This is a genomic window from Desulfosporosinus sp. Tol-M2 (assembly GCF_059735615.1).
The window spans coordinates 24,929-48,633 of sequence record NZ_JCAIJG010000127.1 but is presented as its reverse complement, the minus strand read 5'-3'; the positions used below and the strand labels follow the sequence as shown (position 1 = coordinate 48,633).

Annotated in this window: 21 protein-coding genes; 5 read left to right on the top strand and 16 right to left on the bottom strand. The window is 43.7% G+C overall.

Annotation, left to right across the window (positions count from 1 at the left end; all coding sequences use genetic code 11):
* Positions 1–20 precede the first annotated feature (20 nt).
* Both mfd and pth read right to left on the bottom strand, forming a co-directional pair.
* Entirely contained in the window at positions 21–3,563 is a 3,543-nt protein-coding gene (gene mfd, locus AC6I5A_RS10375; RefSeq protein ID WP_052168024.1) for a transcription-repair coupling factor, read from the bottom strand.
* A 262-nt stretch (positions 3,564–3,825) separates the two neighbouring features.
* A complete protein-coding gene (gene pth, locus AC6I5A_RS10370) occupies positions 3,826–4,422 on the bottom strand; it encodes an aminoacyl-tRNA hydrolase (RefSeq protein ID WP_034615370.1) in 597 nt (198 codons plus the stop codon).
* Positions 4,423–4,516: 94 nt separating this feature from the next.
* Here pth and AC6I5A_RS10365 point away from each other — a divergent pair, with 94 nt between their 5' ends.
* Positions 4,517–5,245, top strand: coding sequence for a PRC-barrel domain-containing protein (locus tag AC6I5A_RS10365; protein ID WP_034615367.1), 729 nt, complete (start codon positions 4,517–4,519; stop codon positions 5,243–5,245).
* A 16-nt stretch (positions 5,246–5,261) separates the two neighbouring features.
* Here the strand turns inward: AC6I5A_RS10365 and AC6I5A_RS10360 are convergent, their stop codons facing one another.
* The 7 genes from AC6I5A_RS10360 to AC6I5A_RS10330 all read right to left on the bottom strand — a co-directional run bounded on the left by AC6I5A_RS10360 (position 5,262) and on the right by AC6I5A_RS10330 (position 13,624).
* Positions 5,262–6,197, bottom strand: a complete 936-nt coding sequence (locus tag AC6I5A_RS10360) for a ribose-phosphate diphosphokinase (protein ID WP_034615364.1) — start codon at positions 6,195–6,197, stop codon at positions 5,262–5,264.
* A 7-nt stretch (positions 6,198–6,204) separates the two neighbouring features.
* On the bottom strand, positions 6,205–7,575 hold the full coding sequence (gene glmU, locus AC6I5A_RS10355) for a bifunctional UDP-N-acetylglucosamine diphosphorylase/glucosamine-1-phosphate N-acetyltransferase GlmU (protein ID WP_034615361.1): 1,371 nt from the start codon (positions 7,573–7,575) through the stop codon (positions 6,205–6,207).
* 259 nt (positions 7,576–7,834) lie between these two features.
* On the bottom strand, positions 7,835–8,089 hold the full coding sequence (gene spoVG / locus AC6I5A_RS10350; protein WP_009617236.1) for a septation regulator SpoVG: 255 nt from the start codon (positions 8,087–8,089) through the stop codon (positions 7,835–7,837).
* A 200-nt stretch (positions 8,090–8,289) separates the two neighbouring features.
* Positions 8,290–8,982, bottom strand: coding sequence for a GntR family transcriptional regulator (locus tag AC6I5A_RS10345; protein ID WP_034615358.1), 693 nt, complete (start codon positions 8,980–8,982; stop codon positions 8,290–8,292).
* A 27-nt stretch (positions 8,983–9,009) separates the two neighbouring features.
* On the bottom strand, positions 9,010–9,870 hold the full coding sequence (gene ispE / locus AC6I5A_RS10340) for a 4-(cytidine 5'-diphospho)-2-C-methyl-D-erythritol kinase (protein ID WP_034615355.1): 861 nt from the start codon (positions 9,868–9,870) through the stop codon (positions 9,010–9,012).
* A 199-nt stretch (positions 9,871–10,069) separates the two neighbouring features.
* Positions 10,070–12,727, bottom strand: coding sequence for a cyanophycin synthetase (cphA, locus tag AC6I5A_RS10335; RefSeq protein ID WP_034615353.1), 2,658 nt, complete (start codon positions 12,725–12,727; stop codon positions 10,070–10,072).
* A 96-nt stretch (positions 12,728–12,823) separates the two neighbouring features.
* A complete protein-coding gene (locus AC6I5A_RS10330) occupies positions 12,824–13,624 on the bottom strand; it encodes a cyanophycinase (protein WP_034615350.1) in 801 nt (266 codons plus the stop codon).
* A 249-nt stretch (positions 13,625–13,873) separates the two neighbouring features.
* Between AC6I5A_RS10330 and AC6I5A_RS10325 the strand changes: the two genes are divergently transcribed.
* Positions 13,874–14,212, top strand: coding sequence for a L,D-transpeptidase (locus AC6I5A_RS10325; protein WP_034615347.1), 339 nt, complete (start codon positions 13,874–13,876; stop codon positions 14,210–14,212).
* 98 nt (positions 14,213–14,310) lie between these two features.
* Here AC6I5A_RS10325 and yabG read toward each other — a convergent pair whose 3' ends face one another.
* Positions 14,311–15,147 carry a sporulation peptidase YabG gene (gene yabG / locus AC6I5A_RS10320; protein WP_034615344.1) on the bottom strand — a complete coding sequence of 279 codons (837 nt, stop codon included), beginning with the start codon at positions 15,145–15,147 and terminating at the stop codon, positions 14,311–14,313.
* A 248-nt stretch (positions 15,148–15,395) separates the two neighbouring features.
* Here yabG and AC6I5A_RS10315 point away from each other — a divergent pair, with 248 nt between their 5' ends.
* The 3 genes from AC6I5A_RS10315 (at position 15,396) to AC6I5A_RS10305 (ending at position 17,810) form a co-directional block, all read left to right on the top strand.
* A complete protein-coding gene (locus AC6I5A_RS10315; RefSeq protein ID WP_034615341.1) occupies positions 15,396–16,244 on the top strand; it encodes a glycosyltransferase family 2 protein in 849 nt (282 codons plus the stop codon).
* Positions 16,245–16,558: 314 nt separating this feature from the next.
* A complete protein-coding gene (locus tag AC6I5A_RS10310) occupies positions 16,559–17,065 on the top strand; it encodes a transposase (protein ID WP_052168021.1) in 507 nt (168 codons plus the stop codon).
* On the top strand, positions 16,977–17,810 hold the full coding sequence (locus AC6I5A_RS10305) for an IS4 family transposase (RefSeq protein WP_497900656.1): 834 nt from the start codon (positions 16,977–16,979) through the stop codon (positions 17,808–17,810). The genes AC6I5A_RS10310 and AC6I5A_RS10305 overlap by 89 nt, the downstream gene beginning before the upstream one ends.
* A 117-nt stretch (positions 17,811–17,927) precedes the next feature.
* On the opposite strand, the gene AC6I5A_RS10300 is transcribed toward AC6I5A_RS10305, so the two are convergent.
* The 6 genes from AC6I5A_RS10300 to AC6I5A_RS10275 all read right to left on the bottom strand — a co-directional run bounded on the left by AC6I5A_RS10300 (position 17,928) and on the right by AC6I5A_RS10275 (position 23,595).
* Positions 17,928–18,512, bottom strand: coding sequence for a DUF8453 domain-containing protein (locus tag AC6I5A_RS10300; protein WP_034615449.1), 585 nt, complete (start codon positions 18,510–18,512; stop codon positions 17,928–17,930).
* Between the two features lie 263 nt (positions 18,513–18,775).
* The gene (gene rsmA, locus AC6I5A_RS10295) at positions 18,776–19,603 is read right to left on the bottom strand and encodes a 16S rRNA (adenine(1518)-N(6)/adenine(1519)-N(6))-dimethyltransferase RsmA (protein ID WP_034615339.1); all 828 of its coding nucleotides are present in this window, start codon (positions 19,601–19,603) and stop codon (positions 18,776–18,778) included.
* Positions 19,587–20,138, bottom strand: a complete 552-nt coding sequence (gene rnmV / locus AC6I5A_RS10290; protein WP_034615336.1) for a ribonuclease M5 — start codon at positions 20,136–20,138, stop codon at positions 19,587–19,589. Before rnmV ends, rsmA begins: the two co-directional genes overlap by 17 nt.
* 110 nt (positions 20,139–20,248) lie before the next feature.
* Positions 20,249–20,803 (bottom strand): CBO0543 family protein, encoded by a 555-nt coding sequence (locus AC6I5A_RS10285; RefSeq protein ID WP_034615334.1) that lies wholly within the window; start codon positions 20,801–20,803, stop codon positions 20,249–20,251.
* 799 nt (positions 20,804–21,602) lie between these two features.
* On the bottom strand, positions 21,603–22,778 hold the full coding sequence (locus AC6I5A_RS10280) for a glycosyl hydrolase family 18 protein (protein WP_034615331.1): 1,176 nt from the start codon (positions 22,776–22,778) through the stop codon (positions 21,603–21,605).
* 109 nt (positions 22,779–22,887) lie between these two features.
* Entirely contained in the window at positions 22,888–23,595 is a 708-nt protein-coding gene (locus AC6I5A_RS10275; protein ID WP_034615328.1) for an N-acetylmuramoyl-L-alanine amidase family protein, read from the bottom strand.
* Positions 23,596–23,705 lie beyond the last annotated feature (110 nt).

Below are 23,705 nucleotides of genomic sequence, written 5' to 3'. Positions count from 1 at the left end.
ATTTACATGAGAACAGTATATCAAGGAGTTGTACTTGAGGCAATAATGCAAAAGGCAGAGAGCACCTGAAGTACCGCCCCAATCACCTTTTCTTGTTCAAGCGTGCGGATACGAATTTTGCACTCCAGATTCCCTCCACTTGCTGTCCTGAAAGACAAAGGATAAGGAGAAGCCGAGGCCACAGCCATCAGATTCTCACCAGTCATGCCCATATCTACTGAAAAACGAATACTAACATTTTGTTTAACTTGTTGGATTTGTTCAACTTTTAAAGAGCTTGCCAGTAATCTGATCCGAATTATTTCAATTAAGTGCTCAACTTCACGCGTCGGAGTTCCGAAACGATCCACCAATTCCTCAATCATCTCGCTAAGTTGTTCCTCATCCCGAACCATTGCCAGTTGTTGGTATAATGTTGCCTTAGCTTGTCTATCCACAACATAGGGATCTGGTAAAAAGGCATCCACCTGAAGCTCAATACTCGGTTTGATGACTTCTTCAACCTTTTCTCCTCGCAGTTCCTGAACCACTTCTTTAAGCATCTGGCTGTACATTTCAAACCCCACCGCTGCTAAATGCCCATGCTGTTGGGCGCCAATCAAGTTCCCTGCGCCACGAAATTCCAAATCTCGCATGGCAATTTTAAATCCCGCTCCAAATTCAGTAAACTCACGGATAGCTACGAGACGTTTTTCTGCAATTTCCGTGAGAACCTTTTGCGGTTTATACAGAAGGTAGGCAAACGCTTTGCGATTGGACCGCCCAACACGCCCGCGCAACTGATAAAGTTGGGATAACCCAAAATGATCGGACTCGTCAATAATAAGTGTGTTTACTTTGGGCATATCAAGTCCCGTCTCGATAATGGTCGTAGAAACCAGGACATCGATTTCCTGCTCAAGAAAATCAAGCATGACCCGTTCCAACTCTGTTTCGCGCATTTGACCATGGGCAACACCAAACCGAGCTTCGGGAACCAATTGCCTCAAAAAACGGGTAACCTTGTCCATATCCTCGACTCGATTATGTACATAGAATACTTGCCCGCCACGTTGTATCTCACGCCTTATGGCGTCACGTACCACATCATCCCGAAATTCTGTGACATACGTTTGAACCGGATACCGGCCTTCCGGTGGGGTCTCGATCACACTCATGTCCCTAACGCCCACCAGTGACATATGCAAAGTCCTCGGGATTGGGGTCGCCGATAAGGTTAGCACATCGACGTTACCTTTTATTGTTTTCAGTTTCTCCTTGTGGGTAACCCCAAAACGCTGCTCTTCATCGATGACCAATAATCCTAAATCTTTAAATTTGACGGCATCAGAGAGAATACGGTGCGTTCCCACAAGGATATCAATTCTGCCTTCCTTAAGCCCTTCAAGTATTGCTTTTTGTTCCTTCTGAGACCGAAACCGGCTGAGCATTTCGATGGTGATCGGATACCCAATAAACCGTTCCCGAAAGGTATTAAAATGTTGTTGGGCTAAAATAGTTGTCGGAACAAGGACGGCCACTTGCTTACTGTCCAGCACCGCTTTAAACGCCGCACGAAGGGCAACTTCCGTTTTGCCATAGCCCACATCCCCGCAAAGTAAGCGGTCCATTGGACGTGGACTCATCATGTCAAGTTTTACATCCGCAATGCTCTGTAGTTGGTCTGGAGTCTCTTCATAAGGGAACTTCTCCTCAAATTCAGTTTGCCACACATTATCCTGAGAAAAGGCAAATCCTTGAATTGCCTCCCGCTTGGCATAAAGTTTTACTAAATCAATCGCCATTTCTTTAACAGCACTGCGTGTTTTACTCTTTACCTTGTACCACTCAGTCCCCCCGAGTTTATATAGTTTGGGCAAGGTTTCCGCTGCGCTTCCTAAATATTTTTGCAAGAGATGCAGTTGATCCAAAGGAACATAGAGCCGATCTTCTCCCGCATAGCGGATCCCAAAATAATCCTTTTCTACCCCTCCAACCGCTAACCGTTCAATGCCGGTAAATTGACCGATCCCGTGGTGAACATGCACAACATAGTCACCTGGTTTAAGATCCGAGATGAATATGTTCTTTTGAGCAGGTGTACTGGGCTTCTTGCCAACCACCTTACTCCCCCTTTTATAGATTTCAGTTTCTGTCAAAATGATTAGCTTTCCGAGCGGTAACTCAAAGCCATGGCCGAGGGAAAACGGGTAGACATAAACATGTCCTTCTTCAACCGGATCCTTAAGTTCTTTACGGGCTGCAGTCAGGCCACTATCTTTTAAGCCCTGAATCAAACGCAGGGCATGATCCTCATCGCCGACAAACAACGCCACCACATTCCCCGCTTCCTTTCGATTCTCTATCTCCTCGACTAACTTACTTGTTTTTCCCATGAAGCCGGTCAAAGGGCGGGCAGTAAGGTTGAAAATCCGCTTTGGCGAGAGACCTGGGGCTTGCCTTAAAAGCGTTGAAAGACTGATCAAGGGATAACGCTCTCCGTGGCTTAGAATATCATTGTAATCAATAAACTGTGTCTCAGGGTCAACAAACCCTTCACCGTGTTCCAATTGGTGAGTGAATTCTAATAACCGCTCATTTGCTTGAAACTCTAACTGTTCTTTTAAACGTAGAGGCTCGTCCAAAACAACAAAATGGTCCTCCGTAAGATAAGAAAAAAAGGGAACGAGCGGTTTATTAACTAAGCTCAAAAAAGAATAGGCATTTTCGTCCAAGATTCCCTGTTCAAGCTGTTCCTCCCAAAAATTAACTTTATTATATAAGCGTTCCGCCGCTTCTTCCCTCCCGGCTCGTGTGAGACGGCCGGTCGTTTTACGAGCTTCCGCCCGAATTGCAAATCGAAGTTGTCCCAGCTCCTCCCTAGTGACAACATATTCCATGGCAGGAGGAATACGCACCTTGCTCACAGCAGCAATCGATTTCTGTGTTCCAAGGTCAAAAGTTCGGATGGAGTCGATTTGATCATCGTAAAACTCAATACGGACCGCCTCTCCGTCTAAAGGTGCAATATCCAAGATCCCGCCTCTTAAAGCGAACTGCCCTTTCCCTTCAACTGTCTCTATCCGTTCATATCCGCCAGAGGTTAATGCCCTAAGAACTTCGGAAAGGCCATATCCTTTCCCCACTTCAAATGTTAATGTAAAATCTGTCCAGCTTTCCAGAGGAAATACGCGCCGTTCCACTGCCAGAACAGAAGCAACGACCGTACACTTTGAGTCCTGCGCCAGTCGATTCATGACGCGAATTCGGTCTGAAGTCGTTTCCCTGCTTCTCCCTAACACTTCAAAAGGAAGCCATTCTGTTGTGGGCAAATGTAGAATGGTTTCCGGAGAGCACCAGGTCCGTAAATCATTAGCCCACTTTTGTGCCTGCTCTTCCGAATAAGTTAAGATTAATCCGGTTTTTATAGACATTTGTAATAGCTGCGCGACAAAGGCTGCCTTTTGGCTCCCTGTTAAATCGTATATCGTCTGGGGCCATTCCCCATGACTTAACGATTGATCAATCCCTTTTATATCCAGCCCCTGTCGAAGATAGTCATGAATTGTATTCAAACCGCGCATCCTTTCGGGTAGCAAAAAAGATGAATCTAATGATACACATTCCTTGGCTCCAGTTCCATTTCTTGTAGACAACCAGGGCAAATCGCATAAGCAACATTTCCAACAATCTCCATTATAGGGTCAGCGTTATCGTTGGTCAAGTCATCTAACTCAAGCTCACCAATAATTCGGTCACAAGTACGACATAACTTTAATATCTTCATACTAAAATCACCTTCCTAGCTAGTAGAATTACCCCTAGCAATGAAGGTTATACCTCACGTTAACGATGGTATAAATTCATGGCCCGATCGGTTTCCCCTTTAATCCATAAATACGCCGCTTTTTCTGCCCGTCCTAACATGTCATCTACCTGAGCAATTTCATCTTTCGCAAAGGAGGAAAGGACATATTCGATGTTAGTGGTTCGTGATTCACGGTTCGAATCTCGAATCTCGAACCTCGAACTTCGCGTTGGCCGACCCACTCCTAATTTTAGTCGCCAGAATTTCTCTGTTCCCAATTCAGCTAGAATGGATTTAATCCCGTTATGGCCCCCTGCACTTCCCCGATTACGGAGACGAATTTTCCCAAGTGACAGATCCATGTCATCCTGAACAATCAGTAAATCTTCCCCAAGAACTTTATAAAAAGCGGTAAGTTCTCTCACCGAACGGCCACTCAAATTCATAAATGTTAGAGGCTTTAAGAGTTGAAGGCGTTCGCCCTCCACATTCCCTTCCGTCCATAATCCCTGGAATTTTGCACGAAATTGAAGGCTATGAGCCTCTGCCAGCAAGTCAACCAGTAAAAACCCAATATTATGGCGCGTCTCTGCATATTGAGGGCCCGGATTTCCGAGACCGACAATAACCTTCATTCTGATCTCCTCCATAGCATATTCATCCGATACTCTGAATACAATATTTTAACAATAAGTAACTAATTTTACCAATAAGGGAGAGGGTGCACCTGTGAAACCCAGTAGAAAGTATTTATCCTTACCTATCATTTCACTCCAGGAAGGACAGCAAATTGGGTACGTAAAAAGCTTAATTCTTGATGCCGGTACCAAGGCTCTAGCTGCTATTGTAGTAGACACGAAGGGTTTTTTTAAGGATCAACGCATTATACCCTATTCCAAAGTCGTCAGTGTTGGCGAGGACGCAATCACCATTGACAAGGAGTCCCACGTGGAAAAAACCTCAAGTCTTCCAGCATTATTTGATCTGGTCAAACAAAAATTGACCATCATAGGAACAAAGATGGTCACGGAAACAGGGAAAACACTTGGCATCGCCGACGAATATTATATCGATCCGGGAACAGGGAAAATAACCCGGATAGAAATTTCAGGCGGTATAATTGATGGATTCTTAAGCGGCAAAGCGTGGATTTCTGCAGAACACATCAAGACCATTGGCCACGATGTAATCATTTCACAAAAAGATAGTGAAAATGCTCTAACCATCGCGGACAAAGGACTCAGTGACTCCTTAAAAAACCTCATGCACTCAACGTCACATCTGGCCTCAGAAACAACTCACACTATCAGCAGCTACTTTAAAAATAGGAAACTCCATACTGCTGTTACTCCCCCCAACCCGGATAAGGAACTGATTGGTCTTCCCGAAACAGAGGCTATTCCACCGGCCACCCAAACTATTTCCGAAATACCCGTTTCCAAAATACCCTTGGGATAATACCCCAAGGGTCTTATTAACTAAAGAGTTTACTGACGGAGAGATTTTCGTGAATACGGACAATGGCATCCCCCAAGAGCTGGGCAACAGACAACACCCTAATCCGGGGAATCATGTTCTCTATTGGAATTGTATTTGTGACAACGAGTTCACGAATAACGGAGTTTTTCAAACGTTCAATTGCCGGTCCGGATAAAACCGGATGGGTACAGCACGCATAAACTTCCTTGGCGCCTCGTTCGACAAGAGCAAGCGCACCCTGGGTAATTGTACCGGCAGTATCAATAATGTCGTCGATCATGACAACCGTCTTCCCTTTCAGTTCCCCAATGACATTCATAATTTCCGAAACATTGGGTTCCGGCCGCCGTTTATCAATAATAGCGAGCGTTGCGCCGATTCGTTCGGCTAAATTACGTGCTCTGGTCACTCCACCTAAGTCTGGAGATACGACACAGAGATTTTCAAGCCCTTTCTCCGCAAAATACCCCGCTAAAATCGGGACCCCAGGCAAGTGGTCCAGCGGAATATCAAAAAATCCTTGAATGGCCGGAGCGTGTAAGTCCATAGTTACGACACGATCTGCGCCGGCTGTGGTAATTAAGTTCGCCATTAGTTTAGCTGTAATTGGTTCACGTGCTCGGGACTTGCGTTCTTGGCGAGCATATCCATAATATGGGATAACTGCAGTAATACGGCGCGCTGATGCCCTACGCATTGCATCAATTATGATCAGTAATTCCATGATGTTGTCATTTGTTGGATTGCAAGTGGGTTGAACAACATAGATATCCGACCCCCGCACGCTTTCATCAACGGCAAGACTGATTTCCCCGTCTCCAAAACGTTGAATTTTAGCTGCACCAAGCGGAACCCCAAGATAGTCCACAATTTCCTGTGCCAACGGACGATTGGCATTCCCACAAAAAATCTTAAATTCTTCTGCTCCCATGGGTCTTTTAGCCCCCTATTTCATCTTTTCGCTTATGCCATTGTTCCTTGATCACCTGCGGGCTCCGTTCAACTGCCAAGGCCCTTGCCGGAACATTCTTCGTAATGGTAGAGCCTGCGCCCGTAAAAGCATATTCTCCCACGTCAAGCGGAGCAACCAAGTTTGTATTACTACCAATGAAGGCATAATCTCCGATTTTAGTTGGATGTTTGTTAACCCCGTCGTAGTTACAGGTGATTGAACCCGCTCCAATATTCACAGATCTTCCGACGTGCGTGTCTCCAATATAACTCAAATGGGGTATTTTTGTTCCCATTTCAATCCAACTATTTTTTATTTCTACAAAATCCCCCACTTTTACTTCCGCTTCTAGTTTCGTGCCAGGACGTAAATAGGCAAATGGACCAATGTGACAACGTTCCCCAATTACCGCATCTTTGGCCACCGTGTAGGTCAATTCCGAACCACGCCCCACCGCACAATTCTCCAAACTGGTCTGTGGTCCAATCACGGCATCCTCTTCTATTCGAGTTTTACCCATTAAGCGGGTAAAGGGCAAAATTGTAACGTCGTGTGATAGTTCTACATCCGCATCGATAAAGGTCGAGAAAGGATCCACAACCGTGACCCCTTCAGACATCCAATGATCAAGAATACGCTCTCGTAAAATTGCTTCGGCCTTAGCCAATTGACCCCGGCTGTTGATGCCCAGTGCTTCATTGGAATCTAAGGTACAATATGCCAGCACCTTCTCTCCAAGCTTTAAGAGAACATCAAAGACTTCTGTTAAATAATATTCCCCCTGTGTATTTTGAGTGGTGATTTTGACTAAGGCTTCCTTGAGTGCAGACCCCTTAAAACAATACGTTCCCGTGTTGATTTCGTTAATTTGTCGTTGCTCAAATGTAGCATCTTTTTCTTCGGCAATTTTAACAACGAATTCCCCATTTCTAATAACTCGTCCATAGCCAAACGGCTGATCCATACAGGCAGTTAACACTGTGGCGCTAACCCCTTGAGCTTCGTGTAATTCAATAAGGGTTTTTAATGTCTCGGTTTTAAGCAGTGGCTGATCCCCGCTTAAAACCAGAACGGTCTGGGCGCCAGCCAAATAAGGTAGAGCTTGCATTACTGCATGTCCCGTTCCTAATTGTTCAGTTTGAACTACGAGCTCCACACGTTCAGAAATGCGGTTTTCAATCTCCTCTCGTCCATGCCCTACAATTACCAAGGGACGTCCAATCCCAACTTGGCTTACAGTGTCTAAAACATGTTCAACGAGAGTTTTGCCTGCTAATGAATGCATGACTTTTGGCAGCTTTGATTTCATTCTTGTCCCTTTTCCTGCAGCCATGATCACCGCTACCAAATTAGGCATGATCTAATTCGCCTCCAGCTTAAATCTAACCTTCTACCGTTATTACATTCCAAATGTTATTTATTCGTCAAATTAAGTGAAAATCCTTTTTTATACTATCAGAAAGTATAAGTTTTGGGTAAGCATAAGTGCAACTAGGCGGCCGCCTTCGCTGAGGCTTGGCGCCAGCCAAGTTTTCTTTATCCCGAAGTTTTATATGGAAAAAGGGAACCTATCTGCAAGGTCCCCTTCAACATTTCAATAACAAATATAACTGCGTTTATATGGCTTCTTGATAGGCTTTTAAGACAGCCGTCTGGATCACCTCCCGTGCTGCTGCTGAAATGGGATGGGCGATATCACGAAATTCCCCTTCTGGCGTTTTACGGCTAGGCATGGCTACAAAAATACCGTTCATACCTTCAACGACTTTAACATCATGGACGACGAAAGCATTATCAAAAGTCACGGAGACCACTGCCTTCATCTTTCCTTCCGTGTTAATCTTCCGAACCCGCACATCGGTAATATTCATTATGGATCACCACCCTTCAACTGGCATTACCGAGAAGTATAATGTCCATAATTATATTCTCTGTATGGTAAAAAAATCCTGCATTATATTTGGGAAAATTTCAAAACTTAAAAGCTAACCACAGGAACGACTGATGTCTTCCCTCAACACTTGGGTGATGACCACCATCCGTTCTGCTTTTTTCATCTTCTCCACGATTATTAATCCGCCTTATCCGGAACATTCTTTAAACTCATAGTTCCGAACATTACATTCTCAGCATTCACAATATGTGCTATCGCCAAGGATTGCGCTTCCTCACTATCATGATTTCTCAATGCATCAACAATCCGCCTGTGTTCGTCAATAGCATGTTTCATGCGCCCCGGAACGGCCAACGAAGTCGTTCGGAAACGTTGAATCTGTTCACGTAAATTGGCTAAAATTTGAATCAACCGTACATTGCGACTAGCTTTATAAACTAAAGCATGGAAATCAGTGTCAGACTTCACAAGCTGTTCTATGTCCAGCTCTCCCTCATCGGCTCGATAAAACAACGCCCGTTCCATTTGTTCCAATTCGTCATCCGTAATTCGTTCAGCCGCAAGACCTGCAGCCAATCCCTCGAGCGCAGAACGGATCTCAAAAACTTCTGCGATATCTTTCAACGAAACCCCAGCAACATACGCTCCCTTGCGTGGAATCATGACGACAAAATTCTCAAGTTCCAGTTTTCGGATTGCTTCCCGTACTGGGGTTCGGCTAACCCCCAATTCTTCGGCCAATTGAATTTCCATCAACCGTTCCCCGGGTTCAAGAATCCCACTCATAATGGCCTCGCGCATGGACTCAAAAACAACCTCCCGTAGTGGTTTATACCCGTCGAATATAACCGGTAGTAATCGTTTCTCCACAAATGTCTCCCCATTCATCCAATTTTATCATATTTCGTTCACTGTTCTTGTAACCAAAACGTTTTTGAAACCTTTTCTTTTCAACCGTTCAGCGACTTCTTTGGCATGCTGTTTTCCTTGAGCAATCCCAAATACACAAGAACCACTTCCGGACATTAAGGCCCCGTAACACTCAGCCTCCAGTAAATCTTGCTTAAGCGCCAAAATCTCCGGAACCATTTGGGCCGAGGCTAACTCTAAATCATTATAAAGCAAGTCCGCAATCTGCTGCGACGAATTCTGCGATAAAGCCTTTTCCCACTCAGTTCGCGTCAAACGCCCACCCTGCCCTACTAAATCAAAGCGCAGGTAAGCTTCCCTTGTGTTCACTCCAGCAAACGGTTTGGCTAAAACCAGATCCAGCAGCGGAGCTAGGGGTAATGCTTCAAGCCGTTCTCCCCGTCCCGTTGCCCACATCGTTCCGCCCCTCAAACAGAAAGCGACATCTGCACCACATCTCATCGCCAGCGTTAGGAGTGCTTCCCTACTTAAAGGTTCTCCATATAGTTGATTTAATAAACGAAGCGTTGCCGCGGCATCCGTGCTCCCTCCAGCTAATCCAGCCTGGACGGGTATATGCTTAACAATCTCAATTTCAATTCCTTCGAATTGACCAATTTGTTCGAGGAACAACACCGCTGCCTTATATGCAATATTTTCCGGGCCACTTAATGCTCCACACCGGCATACAACCTTCTCGCCACGACGCCGGACCCGGACAATATCGTGTAAAGCGATAGATTGCATGACACTTTGAAGTTCATGATACCCATCTTCCCGAATTCCGTGAATTGCCAGGGCCAGATTAATTTTGGCGTAGGCGAACGTTGTTAGAATAGAATGTTCCATTTACATTGCCCTTTCCGAACATTACGGATGCATTCCCTTTTATTATACATGTTTCTGGTTAGAGTTCCAGCACTTCTCTTTGATAAAATTACCGAATATAGCAAACTTGGCTAGCCATGGATTCCTCAATGGTGCAGCGCAACGGCATGGGAGTCTGACCAGAATAAATGGGACGAAGCTAATCCTCGTCCCACGATTCTTAAAATTCTCCGCCAACAACCCATTCTGTCTGCGCTGATTCATAGGCTAGTGCCTTTTGGAGTTCCAAACGCAGTCGTATTTCTTCTTCGATCGGCTCAATATGCTCATAAAACATCACGAAAGTGTCCCCTGAAACACAACTGTCCAATCCCCTCCTAAAGGCTTCTATTTCTGAAAGAATGACCTCTATATTGTTCGGGTTCTTACCACAACGCAGCGCTTCGTCATAGAGAAGCTGTGCCATTTCCCCTGGAAGACGACCACGTAAATCAGCGTCTTCCCGAATAATTAGACGTTGGAACCCTTGTGCCGCAATACGACCCACTTCACGTACTGATTCATCCTGCCGATCACCGGGAACAGTAATACAGCCCACAAGGGAACCGCACTTAAACTGTTTAAGTGTTTTGACCACTTCTCGAATCCCGGCAGCATTATGGCCATAGTCAACAAAAACACGCACTCCATTCAGCTCATAAAGATTTAAGCGCCCACGGTTGTGCTCGGCATCCGAGGAGAAGTTTTGCAGAGCATTTCTAATTACCCCAGCGTTTACTCCCAAGGCCCATCCTGCTGAGACCGCTGCCAAGACATTCTGAATGTTATGCTTGGCTTTTCCATCCCAAGTCACAGGAATCTGTTTCACTGAGCAGATCCGACAACTTCTTGAACCCTGACAAAGCACAATCATACCCCGACGCACAAAGACAGCTGTTCCGCCTATACCCAGGTGTTTACGAACACAAATATTATCCTTTTCGGTGCTAAAATAAATGACTCTCCCCGTTGTTCGCTTCGCCATTTGGACGACAAGAGGGTCATCCGCATTCAGAACCACATAACTATGCGGCTTGACAACCTCCGCAACCAAGCTCTTTACATGAGCAATATCTTCAAGCGTCTCAATGCCATACTGGCCCAGATGGTCATTGGAAACATTAGTAATTACAGCTACATCTGCATATTCATACCCCAGACCAGCTCTCAGAATCCCGCCCCGTGCGGTTTCTAAAACCGCCGCCTGTACGTCGGGATGTCTTAAAACAATCTTGGCACTCTCCGGTCCGGTCATATCCCCTTTAACCCATAATCTTTGATTAATAAAAATCCCATCCGTTGAAGACATACCCACCAAAAGCTGTTGATCTGTAAGGATTTTACTAATCATGCGAGCCGTGGTTGTTTTACCATTCGTACCGGTAATCGCAACGATAGGGATTCTTCCATTTCCCGAAGGAAGCACTTGTTCTACGATCGCTTTGCCCACATCCCTTGCTTTCCCCACGCTGGGAAAATGGTGCATGCGAATACCCGGTGCCGCATTGACTTCAATAATATGTCCGTTTTTTTGGCGATAGGACTGCTCAATATCTTCAATCACTAAATCAATCCCTGCAACATCCAAGCCAATGAGCTTCGAGGCATAGACTACTAAATCTATGTTATCCGGATGCACACGATCTGTCACATCCTCTGCGATTCCCCCGGTACTTAAATTTGCGCTGTCGCGCAAATATACCACTTCTCCTTGTTTAGGAACGGATGATAGTTCTAACCCCCTTTGAGTAAGTGATAAAAGTACCACAGAGTCAATTCTCAGTTTAGTTAAAGCTTTCTCATGGCCCTCCCCACGCAGCGGATCCTCATTTGTTTGAGCCACCAGCTCCGAAATGGTCAGTAAGCCATCCCCAATTACGTGAGCCGGAATCCGTTTTGCAGCAGCAATTAAACGCTCTCCAACCACAACCAGGCGATAATGCTGACCCTCAATATATTCCTCAACAATGACCCAATCGCCATAAGTTTGAGCGACTTTGAATGCAGCTTTAACTTCTGCCTCGCTCCTTATCTGGAGGGTGACTCCTTTACCCTGGTTTCCATGCAAGGGCTTAATCACAACAACGGTCTTCATATTTCGAAAGGCTCTCACCGCCTCTTCTTCCGTACTAACAATATGTCCCCACGGTACGGGGACCCCTCCGTCGTCCAGGATCTTCTTGGTCATTTCCTTATCACAAGCAATGTCAACCCCTATACTTGAGGTCGCACCCGTAATTGTTGCCTGGATACGTCGTTGATACCGCCCATAACCCAATTGCAATAAGCTGCCTTCATTTAAACGCTGGACAGGAATTCCCCGTTCCCGACATGCCTCAACAATCACTTGTGTTGAAACACCCAATTTATTATCAGCCGTCACCTTAATAATACGCTTTACCGCTTGTGCAACATTAAACGACTCTTGGTTTAAAAGGGCCTTCACACAGAAAAAAGCTTGTTTAAAGCCCTCAACCGCTCCCTCTTTGGCTTCGTAGTTGAAGATAATTTCATAGCAACCCGGTTCTTCCAAAATAGCCATAGTCTTACCATATTTAATGGTTTGTCCGGCTTGTGTCAAAAGGTCTATGGTCACATGTTCTATGACGTGACCAATCAGGGTACCCTCTTGCAGCCGCTCGAGGAATCCGCCAAGTTTACCCCGTGAACAATAATGATCAGCCAATGTCGGTAAATTTTCCACGAGGCGTTGCCCGAAATCTCCCAATTCATTACTAAATCGTTCTGTCCATTCTTGGAGATCCACAATCGCCCGAATAATTGGCCGATGGCTGTAGGCATTGGCCCCTTCGATCGCTTGGATTTCTCTAATCTCCATTATGTTGTTGTTCCCCCTTTAGTAACAATGGATAATATACTACACTAGTTTTAACCTTTTATTCTTCTGGTATTCCTTGTCAAATCATAAATTTGACTAAAGTAGAGATACCCGACGTTTTAGATCAAAACCATAACCATCGGATAGAACATGCATTGAAATAGGACTCAAAACCAGGGCTTGGCCTGGAATCGTTTCCGAAACATTTGTTGTGGTTGACGGAGACGCATCTACTACGGTTACCGTATTGCTTCCAACCACCGAAAACCGCGCATCAGACTGTACTAAAATTGCTGTATCCTCGTCAATTCCCACACCAAGAACATAGGGATTTTGAGAGACTGCCGAAAGAAGTCTGCCGATTCGCCCTCGTTGAGCAAAGTGTTGATCAATCACAACGGAGCGAAGTAAACCCAATCCCGGCGCCATCGTTAATACGTTTTTCTTCGCCGTTCCCGCTTCCCCCCCGACAATCATCGTATCCGACATGACAGAAGCCCCTGCGCTGGTTCCTGCAATAATGACCCCCTGCTCGTAAAGCTGTTGGAGCATTCGTCCGAGTAACGTACCCCCTAGCAAACCGGTAATCCGAAGTTGGTCGCCTCCGGTGAAAAAAACCCCGGTTGATTTTTCGAATTGCTGAAAGGTCCCTTGTGTATTAGCCTGGGTACGGTCTGAAACATCGAGGACTTGTACCTCCTGGGCTCCTAGTTCCAGAAATAAAGCATGGTACTCAACCCCTAACTGGCGCGGGTATTCTGTCGCAGCTGTCAGGACCGTAATATGGCTTTCCCTTCCGCCTGACTCCTGAACAAACCGCTTCAGGATTTTGCACTCTCCCAATTTATCTTCTGCCCCACCAATAATAAGCAGCTTCCCTTCCACATGTTCAGCCAATCTGATCCCTCCATTTCGAAATTCGAGGTTCGAGGTTCGAGGTTCGAGGTTCGAACACTGAACAACGAATATTACTTTGCGCTTTGCGTCCCTGAATATGCTCAACTAATTTCCAATGGAAAAAACTCCATCGGAAGCAAGCTCCCTATATTCTCTTCCTGAAATGGGCTAAATTATGCAAAGAACATCCAGAAATCACTAACATACCATGAGATAGAACCTAATTATCTAAGAAAGGAGGCCAGGCCAGTGCCCAATCGTTCAATTGTCATTCATACCGCCCGTCGTAGACTCGAGCTTTATGAAGGAAACCGGCTTATCCAGTCTTATCCAATTGCAGTTGGCAAGAGCGCAACCCCTACCCCTAACGGTCACTACTCTATTGCCACTAAAACAGTCTCTCCAGGTGGTGTCTTTGGTAGTCGCTGGATGGGGCTCACTATCCCAGGTTATGGGATCCATGGAACTAATAACCCGGCTAGTATCGGCCAAGCCGTGTCCAAAGGATGTATCCGCATGCATAACCATGACGCCGAAAGCCTTTTTCAACGCGTCAAAATTGGAACCCCCGTAAATATTTTACGTTAAGGTGTTTGGGGGACGGCCCATTTGGCACTCGTTAATGTGTGTTAAATAGACTGTCCCCCAAACAAATTGAGTTAGGAGCGATTCGTGAATCACCTTACTTAATAAGGGCTCCTGGGATACCCCCTCCGCATTTGGCCTCGCGTCTCAATCCCCCCAACCCCATCCGTCCCCGTTATTGTATGAGTAAGAATATTCTTCACCGATACTATTTGCTCCATAGGGGTAAAAGCAATTCTCTCCACGACAAAAACAGGATCAAAGGCATGGATAAGCATGCGTTTTGGTGATGAAGCGAAATTTGCCCCTGCTGATAGAATGGCTTCATAGTTAGATTGGCAAGCTCCCGCAAAGATCACCAGCGCATCCCTGTTATGCTGAAAACGCCGGGCTTCCAGAACAGACTCCACAAAATAGCGTGAACTGCGATAACTATCCATACTATGAAAATCTTTTTTCCCACTAATAAATCCGTCATGACCCGTCAAAACCAGGATGTCTGTCGGATTTTCCTGTAAAATTTTACGGATAACTTTTGGTTGTTCCATCTCGGATTTACAAATCCCCTTGGCTTCGATTCCCATTTGCTTATATGTCTTAATACATTGGCTTAAATAATCCTGGTCGCCATCAAGCTGCAACACCCGTCCAGGGATCTCAAAAAACTCATTTTTATCGTCTACATCGGCTTTTCTTTGACTGGTCAATTTGTGTAATTTTTGATAAATCATCTTATTATCCTCACGCTCATAATTGGCAACCTCAACCGGACTCTTCGCAATAAGGTCGGAAATTGGTGCATCTGCTAGTAACCTTAAATTAAGCCCTTTGAGAATCGCCAATCCTTCGCCTTTTAAATTTGCATGTATCTGATCAACGCGGAAGAAAAGATCCTGTCGATGTGAGAACCGTGCAACAATATCACCGACTTGAAACATAGCCTGACCCCCTTATCGAGGTTCGAAGTACGAAGTTCGAGATTCTATGTTCGGATTTTGGGCCTCGAACCTCGCATTCCGCCCCCAGATAACTTTTATTTAACTTCGGAAGAAATAAGTTTTCTATACCCTTATATACTATGTCGAACCTCCTCAAACGGCATATATTATTATAAGTTTATTCGTTATTCATGGCTCAAACTTCGAATATCGAATTTCGACCCATGAATAAAAGGGGGTACTCAAAGATGTTCGCAGTAGTCATTCCAGCCAAAAATGAAGAAAAGAGCATCTTGGCAACTATGACCACCATTTTACGCCTTCCCGTCAGTTACATCATTTTGGTTCTCAATGGTTGCACGGACCGAACATTCCAACTTGCCCAATCAATCCCGGATACTCGGATTCATATCCTTTATTTTTCTGACCCCTTAGGGATTGATATACCGCGAGCGATCGGAGCACTCTATGCACGTCATATAGGTGCCAAGGGGGTACTCTTTGTCGATGGAGATATGTCCGGGGATATCTATCAAAATCTCCTTACTCTCATTACCTCGGTTGAATCAGGGATTGATGTTGCCTTAACAAATTGTTATCCCTACATTCCTCATCGTCAGAAACTTGCCTGTCTCGTTTTAAGCTTTCGGTCAAAGCTCAACCGCGAGCTTGATCTCTTTAAAAGCCTGGGTCTTGCAACACCCACCCACGGGCCTCATGCGCTCTCCCAACACGCGATGCATTCACTTCCTCTCGAAGCCTTTGCGATTCCCCCACTTACCTTGTATTGGGCTAAGAAACTAGACCTAATCATCAAAGTGGCCACATCCATCCCTCATGAATCACTTCACTCTCCGAGAAAGCATCGACGTCATGCCCGTCTGATTGCCGAGACTATCATTGGGGATTGCCTCATGGGATTAGCACTCATCCAAAATAAGTCTCCGACCAGATCACTGGGCAAACACAAATTAATGGGCTACCACCCGGGACGGCGTTTTGATCTTCTTCATTGTTGGGAAAAGTCTCTTAAATCACAGGACACGTTTTATGAACAGCATGTAATTCTCCTCGGCTCCTCCTCCAGTTCCGAATAATTATTTCAAATCTTTATAGTTGGTAATTTCTATAAACTCAACTTACGCAGGAAGGATTCCAAATTTATCGTTGACTAACTACTTATACGTATGATAAATTTAAAGGTTACAAAATTAATAGCAAAACACCCTCTTTTTTGATAGAATTAAGTTGCTAAACCACAATTCTATATGAAAGGTTAGGTGTTTCGCTTGTCCTCCATTCTAGTTGATTTACAAGAAAAAATCCAGGTTCAATCTCGTTTGATGGCCTTTTCTCAACGTTTTAACTTAGTCAGTTCTCTGAAAGCCTCAGGTTTTCCAAGGAAAAAGGTGTGAAATTATTTGAACTCGTTCTTTTCGTCATCACCTTGATCTTTACTCAAAAAAACTTATATGAGTTTTTGCGCTGTGCTGGTGACGATGCCCCTTTCAAGAGAGACACTGTCTATCGACTGCTCAATAATCCCAACTCTAATTGGCGTTATCTGGTTCTTAAACTAGGTGCAACTATTATTGATTTCCTAAAACATTTAACAAGTGACAAGCGTATTTGTGCCCTAATTGTTGATGATAGCGCTTATTATCGGGATCGAAGTAAGAAAGTTGAACTTCTCGCTCTCGTCAAAGATCATACGACTAACCGGTACTTTAAAGGTTTTCGCAAACTAACGGTAGGGTGGACAGATGGGGCAACATTCATTCCTTTAATCTTTGCTCTTTTGAGTTCGTCTAAGGCAAAAAACCGTCTTTATGAGCAAGGTCCAGAGGTTCCAAATAGGAAGTCCAGGGCAATTACGTCGTCAGGAAGCGATTCTAAGTGCTACCGACGTATTGCTTAGTAGTGTTGGTGAAATTCTTACTTGTGTTAAGGATTTTCAATACGTCCTCTTCGATAGTTGGTTTAGTTGGCCAAAAGTAATTAAAGGCGTCAAAGAATATCATCGTGATGTGATCTGTATGCTTAAGGATATGCCAACTCTTTTTTACACTTATCAACACAAAAAATATACACTTTCTAACCTATATGCCCAATTGAACAACAAGAGTCTTGATAAGTCATCCTATCTAGCCTCTATTATAGTGGATTATTACGGAATTCCCGCGCGCATTGTCTTCGTGAGAAACCGCAATTCAACTTGCAAGAGAGAATGGCTCGCTATACTTTCGACGAATATCACTATACCGGAAGAGGAGATCATTAGAATTTACGGGCTACGCTGGGACATTGAGGTTTACTTCAAAGTTTGTAAGTCTTTTTTAGGCCTGGCTAAAGAATACCAAGGTCGAAGTTATGATTCTATGGTTGCTCATACTTCTATTGTAACCATCCGTTACATGCTATTAAGTGTTGAAACCAGGGAAAATCAAGACAGTAAGGCTCATGGCGGGATGTTTTATGAGTTCTGTGATGAGATTAATTCAATAGAGTTTAGAGAGGCGTTTTTGCTTATCGTGAACTTGTTCATGTCAACGATTCGTGAGAATCTTTTCCTCTCCAAGAAAATGGTTGATAAGATCTTGCTTGATTTCATGAGCAAACTTCCAGGATTTATGAAACGTAGACTAGGATTGGCATCTGCATAGGTAGTATATTTTGTCAACTGCGTAAGTTGAGCTATAAAAATCGAATTATGAATTAAAAAAATTTAATGAGGGCAGGGATTGAATATTCCTGCCCTCAAACTTATTTTGCAATTCATCCTATTTTAGAACAATACCATTCTTCTTTAAATAATCCTCAATCTTTCCTCTTTCCTCCACTCGCACGTGCACAGTAGGTTGCATTTTTTCTTCTAGTACCCCATTCCAATTCATGTAAATAGTTTGACTATACGATTTTTTTAAGATGGGATCATCATACTGTATATCTACAACAACATAATGCGCGTTAATATTATATTGCTTTGGGTAAATCTCCTCACTTGGTATGGTCATAACCAGGCTTGACGAGGAATCTTTGGGAATTTCGTTGACAATCGCCGATTCGTCATGATGAATCGGCTTTCCGGTTAAACGGTCATCAAAAACAATTGTCTCGCTTGAAAGATTGACAGCCGGATGCATTCCGACATTGGTGAATTTCAACTCAAAACTAAGTTCACTACCTAACTCAACTTTTGGCGACTCTTTTAAAATGAAATACGGTCGTGCTGTTTCCTGTTGTCCTTTCCATGCAGATACGGTTAAAAAGACGGTTATTACGGCCGTAAGCGCTAACACTGTCGTCGCTGTCGTGGCGATAATATTCGACCATTTCAGAAAGTGCTTCTTATTTGCTTTTTCCAACTCAAGCTCACCCTCCGTCAATTCAAACATGGTAACCGGCACATAGGACATGGGATCATTCGCACTTTTTTTTATAACAAAACTTCCTTTAACGTGCCAGAAATAGTATGAAAGAAAAAGTTTATTCTTATGTAGGTAATATATTCCGCTACCCCACCGAAGCAGGGTACGGAGGACCCACTCCCACTTGTAGAAGTGGAAGTCTTACGAATGGATAAAAATGTGAGAGGGATCTGGGAATCGTCTCGGTGTCTCTCTATTCTTTACGATTGAAAGGCTTTTGTTAGCAGCTGAAATTCTTCAATACTCAATGATTCTGCTCGCCGCCCATCCGAGATCCTTATACCTTGCATGCGTTCGATCACTTCTTCCTTTTTTAGCCCTAAACCGCCCGCAAGGGAGTTTCCCAAAGTCTTTCGCCTCTGACTGAAGGCTGCTTTAACTACTCGGAAAAAATCTTTTTTATCTGCGTTAAAATTAGGGTAAGGGCGAAGATCCAATCTAATCACAGCAGAAGATACTTTTGGCGCAGGCCAAAATTCGCCAGGCAAAACATCCGTCACTTTAGTGACTTGGGCGGAAATCTGAACCGCAATGGATAAGATACCATAGTTCTTGCTCCCTGGTGAAGCTGTAATCCGGTCCGCTACTTCTTTCTGAACCATTATAGTCATCCCCCTTAAGTGACCCTCTTGTTCAAGAAAGTGCATAATCAATGGGTTTGCGATATAATAGGGCAAATTTCCTATTAAATACCCTTTCTGATCTCCCCATAGTTCATTCAGATTTAGCGTCAACGCATCTTGATTGACTATTTCTATAGTATGCCCCCGAAGCTCTTTGTTCAGAATCCCGATTTTATGAATATCTAACTCGACAGCCCACATCTTTTGCACCCTTGGAGCAAGGACCCGGGTTAATACCCCAAGCCCTGGCCCAATTTCCACGAGTGGGACATCCGGCTGTAGAGTACTAGCTGAAACAATGCGGTCAATCACTTCGTCACTCATCAGAAAAACTTGCCCCATAGATTTATGAGCGCGTGCCCCTCTTCTTATAAGTCGTTGCGTGTATTCAGAAGCGCTCTCCATGCCTAACCTCCTCTATCGCTTGAAAAAATAACTCGCGGGATATACCAAAACGGTTTAACCGATGAAGGAATTGTTTGGCATTGGTATCCCCGATCCCCAACTTGCGCCCAAGTGCTAACCTGTATTCCTTCGCCCGCCTTGACCCCACAAGACCAACTAATAATAAATCCTCTAATGTAAAATTTTCAATAAGCGTCCCCACCTCTTGTTGAATATGTGCAAAGGCGTGGCGTATTTCATGCAGATCTGCATTTTCTACTCCAATATCTCCCAGTTTGGAAGCTGCTTTCCTGGTTAAGAAAGCGTGTTTTGCCTGAGGAACATAGTCCCGGATACGGTTACGAATCTGCTCTCCCACCGTATCCGGATCCGTAAATACAATCACCCCTTGCCGGTTGGCCATTTCTGCAATGTAGTCTAGCTTATTCCTGGTTAACCCATAACCCTCTGTCCAAATGATATCAACTTTCCCGAGGGCCTGTCGTACCGCATGGGCGTCATTTTTTCCTTCCACAACTATAAGTTCCCTGATCATCCTTTGATGCCTCCGCTTCCAAACGTATATCTGTTTAGGAAGTTTATATTAATCTTTGAACTTGTTCACCCTAAAGTGAAGAATTTATTTATCGCTTATTTGATTTCACTTCACTTTTTCCAACCGAAATAATAATAAAAATAGTTTGCCGTAAGATAAATAAGTATGACCATGGGGAATGAATAGTGATGCTTCCAATGATATGGTATATACAGGCCTGCCATTACGGCAAGGGGTTGCATTACAAAGGAACCAACTATTCCTAATATTATAGCCTTGATAAGCGGATTGACCGCGGGTTTATAATGTAAAAAAATCATTACCGCAACAGGTATTGCGCATAAGTCCCAGGTTATGTAAGGAGGAACCAGCGGCACCTCCTTGGTGGGATAACCCCAAAGGCGTAGAGCCATACCTACTGTATCCATATATGTAGCTGCCAACATTACAAAAACGCCTGCACAGACCAGGCGATATGTGTCTTCTTTTTTTCTCAACATAAACCAAAAGAAAATCCAGGGCAATATTAGAATAGTAATTTCAAGCCACCAACGCCAAGTAAAAACTATTTCTTCCAGCCAGACTTCTAACAATACCACATTTGCTTCATGTAGTAAATCATTAGCTTTCTCTATCCCTGGAAGGGTATAAGCATTATTATCCAATAATAAAATAATGATCTCTCCTTTTTACCATAACAAGAGTATAAGAGCTTAGGTACGCTTCCACTCAAATTTACAACCTAAATCAAAATATGATTAACTATATAACTAATTGTTATAATAACTGAGTATCAGATTAATATGTTAAATCGAAAGGCAAATATATGCTTAGATTATTGAAATCAGCTATTTGGATACTTGCAGCTTATAAATGGGGAGATTGGAGAAATTATAAAAAGTACTATCCAACTATACTATTTATGATTTCTGGTGATTTAGTTTATCAATTCTTGACATATGATTATCCTCTTTGGGAATTAAGTGATCCGCTACTGAATGCAACCTTAACAACATTACTTATGGTATTCATAAATTGGCCGGCAAGCGTTTAAATATATTTAACGCATTTCCCTAAAAATGGTGGTTTTGGGAAAATTATACCCTATATGCTACTATGGATAGCCCTATTTACGATAATTGAATGGGTCTATCTTCAATTTAATCTAGTTAAGTATAGTAATGGTTGGATCTTTGGTGGTCGATGGGTTTCGATTTCATCTTGTTTCCATTACTAATAATTCATCATAAGAAGCCTCCACTTGCCTGGCTAATTGCGTTTATATTAGGATCAAGTATAATTTACTATTTCGAAATACCATTGAATAGTATGAAATAAAGCTTATAACCCCCTTTCTTAAACCCCCATAATTTGCACCGTTAGAAAATATTTTATAAGGGGACGAAAGTTTATCGTCCCCTTATTGCTATAATTCCAATTCCCTTTGGGTTAGGCTGAAGTCACTTATTTCTTTTCCTTTGTTTCTTTATTTGTTCCATACGTCTGGATGAGCTGATCCCAGATCGCGGGATCCTCCATTCCTAACCGCCAAATGGCAACACCATGTAACTTGTGTTTGAGTGCGTCATCCATTTTTGCCCTCAAACTAGCGATGTTCTCAAAATAGACCTCGTGTCGAACCCCATTAGCTGTATAACTAAATTGGGGCACTTTCGCATTGGGATCAGTTTGAATTTCTACTCCATGCTTCTTGGCCCGCTCAACTGTTTGAGCATAGGAGAGATAATCTGGCATGGTTGGTTTGTTAGTTCCCCAGTCAAAGGAATAAACAGGGAGACCCATCACAATCTTTTCTTTAGGTATTTTCTCCACTGCAAATTTGATAACACGATCAACCCATCCTTCAGAGGCAACGGGCCCTTGGGTCGTCCCAAGTCCATGCTCATCATATGTCATAAGAATGATTTGGTCAGCTGCTTTTCCAATCGCAGCATAATCATATGCGCCTGACCACAGATCAGAAGGATAGTCCACAAATTTAGCGGGGATTGAAATGTTCAAGACTTTGTCTTTTGCTTTTAACGCTTTACCAAGCTCAGCAACAAAGGCCGAAAAGTTGGCTCGATCTCCTGGAGGTGTCTTTTCCACATCCACCGAAATGCCGTCCCAGCCATCTTTTGTCGTCAGGTTAACCAGATTCGTCACTAAATTAGCCCTAATGGCAGGATTAGATAAAACTTTGTGAGCTAAATTCGCATCAAAGCCAACCGTCCCGGTTAAATTCATGTTATGCACTAAGGCATAGGCTTTCGATCCATTTTTTTGAGCCGTTTCTTTGATTTTCAGATCTACTTTACCACTTGGAACGACTTTGCCAGTTGCATCAAAAGAGTACCAGAAAAACGCGACTTCATCGAGCAATTTAGCGTTTTTGCTCATCGATTCTTTCGAACCGGGTGTAGGTCCTTCAGAGTCAGTGAAAAATCCCAAGACCACTCGTTTCTCAGTTCCTAATACGGAATCACGTGTCGCACCGGCTTCAGCTTCCGGTGGTTCTGTCGCTTGCGAGGTTTGCTCCGGGGTTTGGGGAGGAACAGGAGACGGTACATTTGAACAACCTGTCAAGGCAAGTCCCAAAATCAGGGCACTGCTCATCATAAAAGTCAGAAACCGTTTCATGCTGCGCTTCAACTCCTTAATGTAGATTCGGTACTGACTTTATTTTCCCCGCTTCAAAGGGCGTTATGTATTAAAATAATAAGTGTTATATTTATCCTATTCAAGTCAATTATGGTTGTATAAAATAGTTTGCAATCCCTTTCGCAATCGCACGTGCCAACTGTTCCTGGTACCAAGATTGCTGTAGTTTTTTCTGTTCCTTCACACTCGATAAATAACCTACTTCTACAATAATTGCAGGCATACTTGTGTTCTTAATAATGTAAAAATCCCCCGGTTTTGTAATTCTTCGATTCATCCCAGGTATTTTAATCAATTCTTGTTGAATTAATTCAGCTAACCCTTTACCTGATTCAGACTGATAATGATAAAAAGTTTCCGCACCGGATTGCAGTCCTGTTGCTGTTGCATTGACATGCAGACTGACGAAAACATCAGCATTTACCTCTCTTGCCATATCAATACGGCGATTTAAGTCAATTTGTTTTTTTGTTGTTTTTCCTTTGACCCCGTCCGGAACATAGTCAATATCTTCTTCCCGTGTAAGAAAAACCTCAATTCCGCTTGGACCAAGCATTTCCTTGACCTTTTGGGCAATCTGGAGATTAATCGCTTTTTCGTAAACACCCTGATTTGTAATTGCTCCAGGGTCATATCCCCCGTGCCCCGGATCAAGCATTACTATATGGCCCTTTTCAAAATGGCTGACTACAGCGGTCGAACCCTGCCAAAGAACAGATAATACCAGCACGCTCATTACACTCAGGACAAGTAATATCGCCGTTTTGTTCCCCGTTATCCCCACATACTTACCCATCCAGTACTCCCCCGTTTCATGGTTTCAATTAAAGAGTATGTGAGGATAAATAAAGTTATACTTCCTGACGTACATAAAGCAAGCCTCCGCTTAAAATGCGAAGGCTTAAT

Excerpts from the sequence above, each read along its gene's own strand:
- mfd (WP_052168024.1), bottom strand. The coding sequence starts at position 3,563 with ATGCGCGGTTTGAATACAATTCATGACTATCTTCGACAGGGGCTGGAT.
- pth (WP_034615370.1), bottom strand. The coding sequence starts at position 4,422 with ATGAAGGTTATTGTCGGTCTCGGAAATCCGGGCCCTCAATATGCAGAG.
- AC6I5A_RS10360 (WP_034615364.1), bottom strand. The coding sequence starts at position 6,197 with ATGGGAGCAGAAGAATTTAAGATTTTTTGTGGGAATGCCAATCGTCCG.
- glmU (WP_034615361.1), bottom strand. The coding sequence starts at position 7,575 with ATGCCTAATTTGGTAGCGGTGATCATGGCTGCAGGAAAAGGGACAAGA.
- spoVG (WP_009617236.1), bottom strand. The coding sequence starts at position 8,089 with ATGAATATTACCGATGTGCGGGTTCGGAAGATTAACACGGAAGGAAAG.
- ispE (WP_034615355.1), bottom strand. The coding sequence starts at position 9,870 with ATGGAACATTCTATTCTAACAACGTTCGCCTACGCCAAAATTAATCTG.
- cphA (WP_034615353.1), bottom strand. The coding sequence starts at position 12,727 with ATGGAGATTAGAGAAATCCAAGCGATCGAAGGGGCCAATGCCTACAGC.
- yabG (WP_034615344.1), bottom strand. The coding sequence starts at position 15,147 with ATGTTTCAAGTCGGTGATATTGTTGCACGGTTCTCACATCGACAGGAT.
- AC6I5A_RS10315 (WP_034615341.1), top strand. The coding sequence starts at position 15,396 with ATGTTCGCAGTAGTCATTCCAGCCAAAAATGAAGAAAAGAGCATCTTG.
- AC6I5A_RS10305 (WP_497900656.1), top strand. The coding sequence starts at position 16,977 with ATGAGCAAGGTCCAGAGGTTCCAAATAGGAAGTCCAGGGCAATTACGT.
- rsmA (WP_034615339.1), bottom strand. The coding sequence starts at position 19,603 with ATGGAGAGCGCTTCTGAATACACGCAACGACTTATAAGAAGAGGGGCA.
- rnmV (WP_034615336.1), bottom strand. The coding sequence starts at position 20,138 with ATGATCAGGGAACTTATAGTTGTGGAAGGAAAAAATGACGCCCATGCG.
- AC6I5A_RS10280 (WP_034615331.1), bottom strand. The coding sequence starts at position 22,778 with ATGAAACGGTTTCTGACTTTTATGATGAGCAGTGCCCTGATTTTGGGA.
- AC6I5A_RS10275 (WP_034615328.1), bottom strand. The coding sequence starts at position 23,595 with ATGGGTAAGTATGTGGGGATAACGGGGAACAAAACGGCGATATTACTT.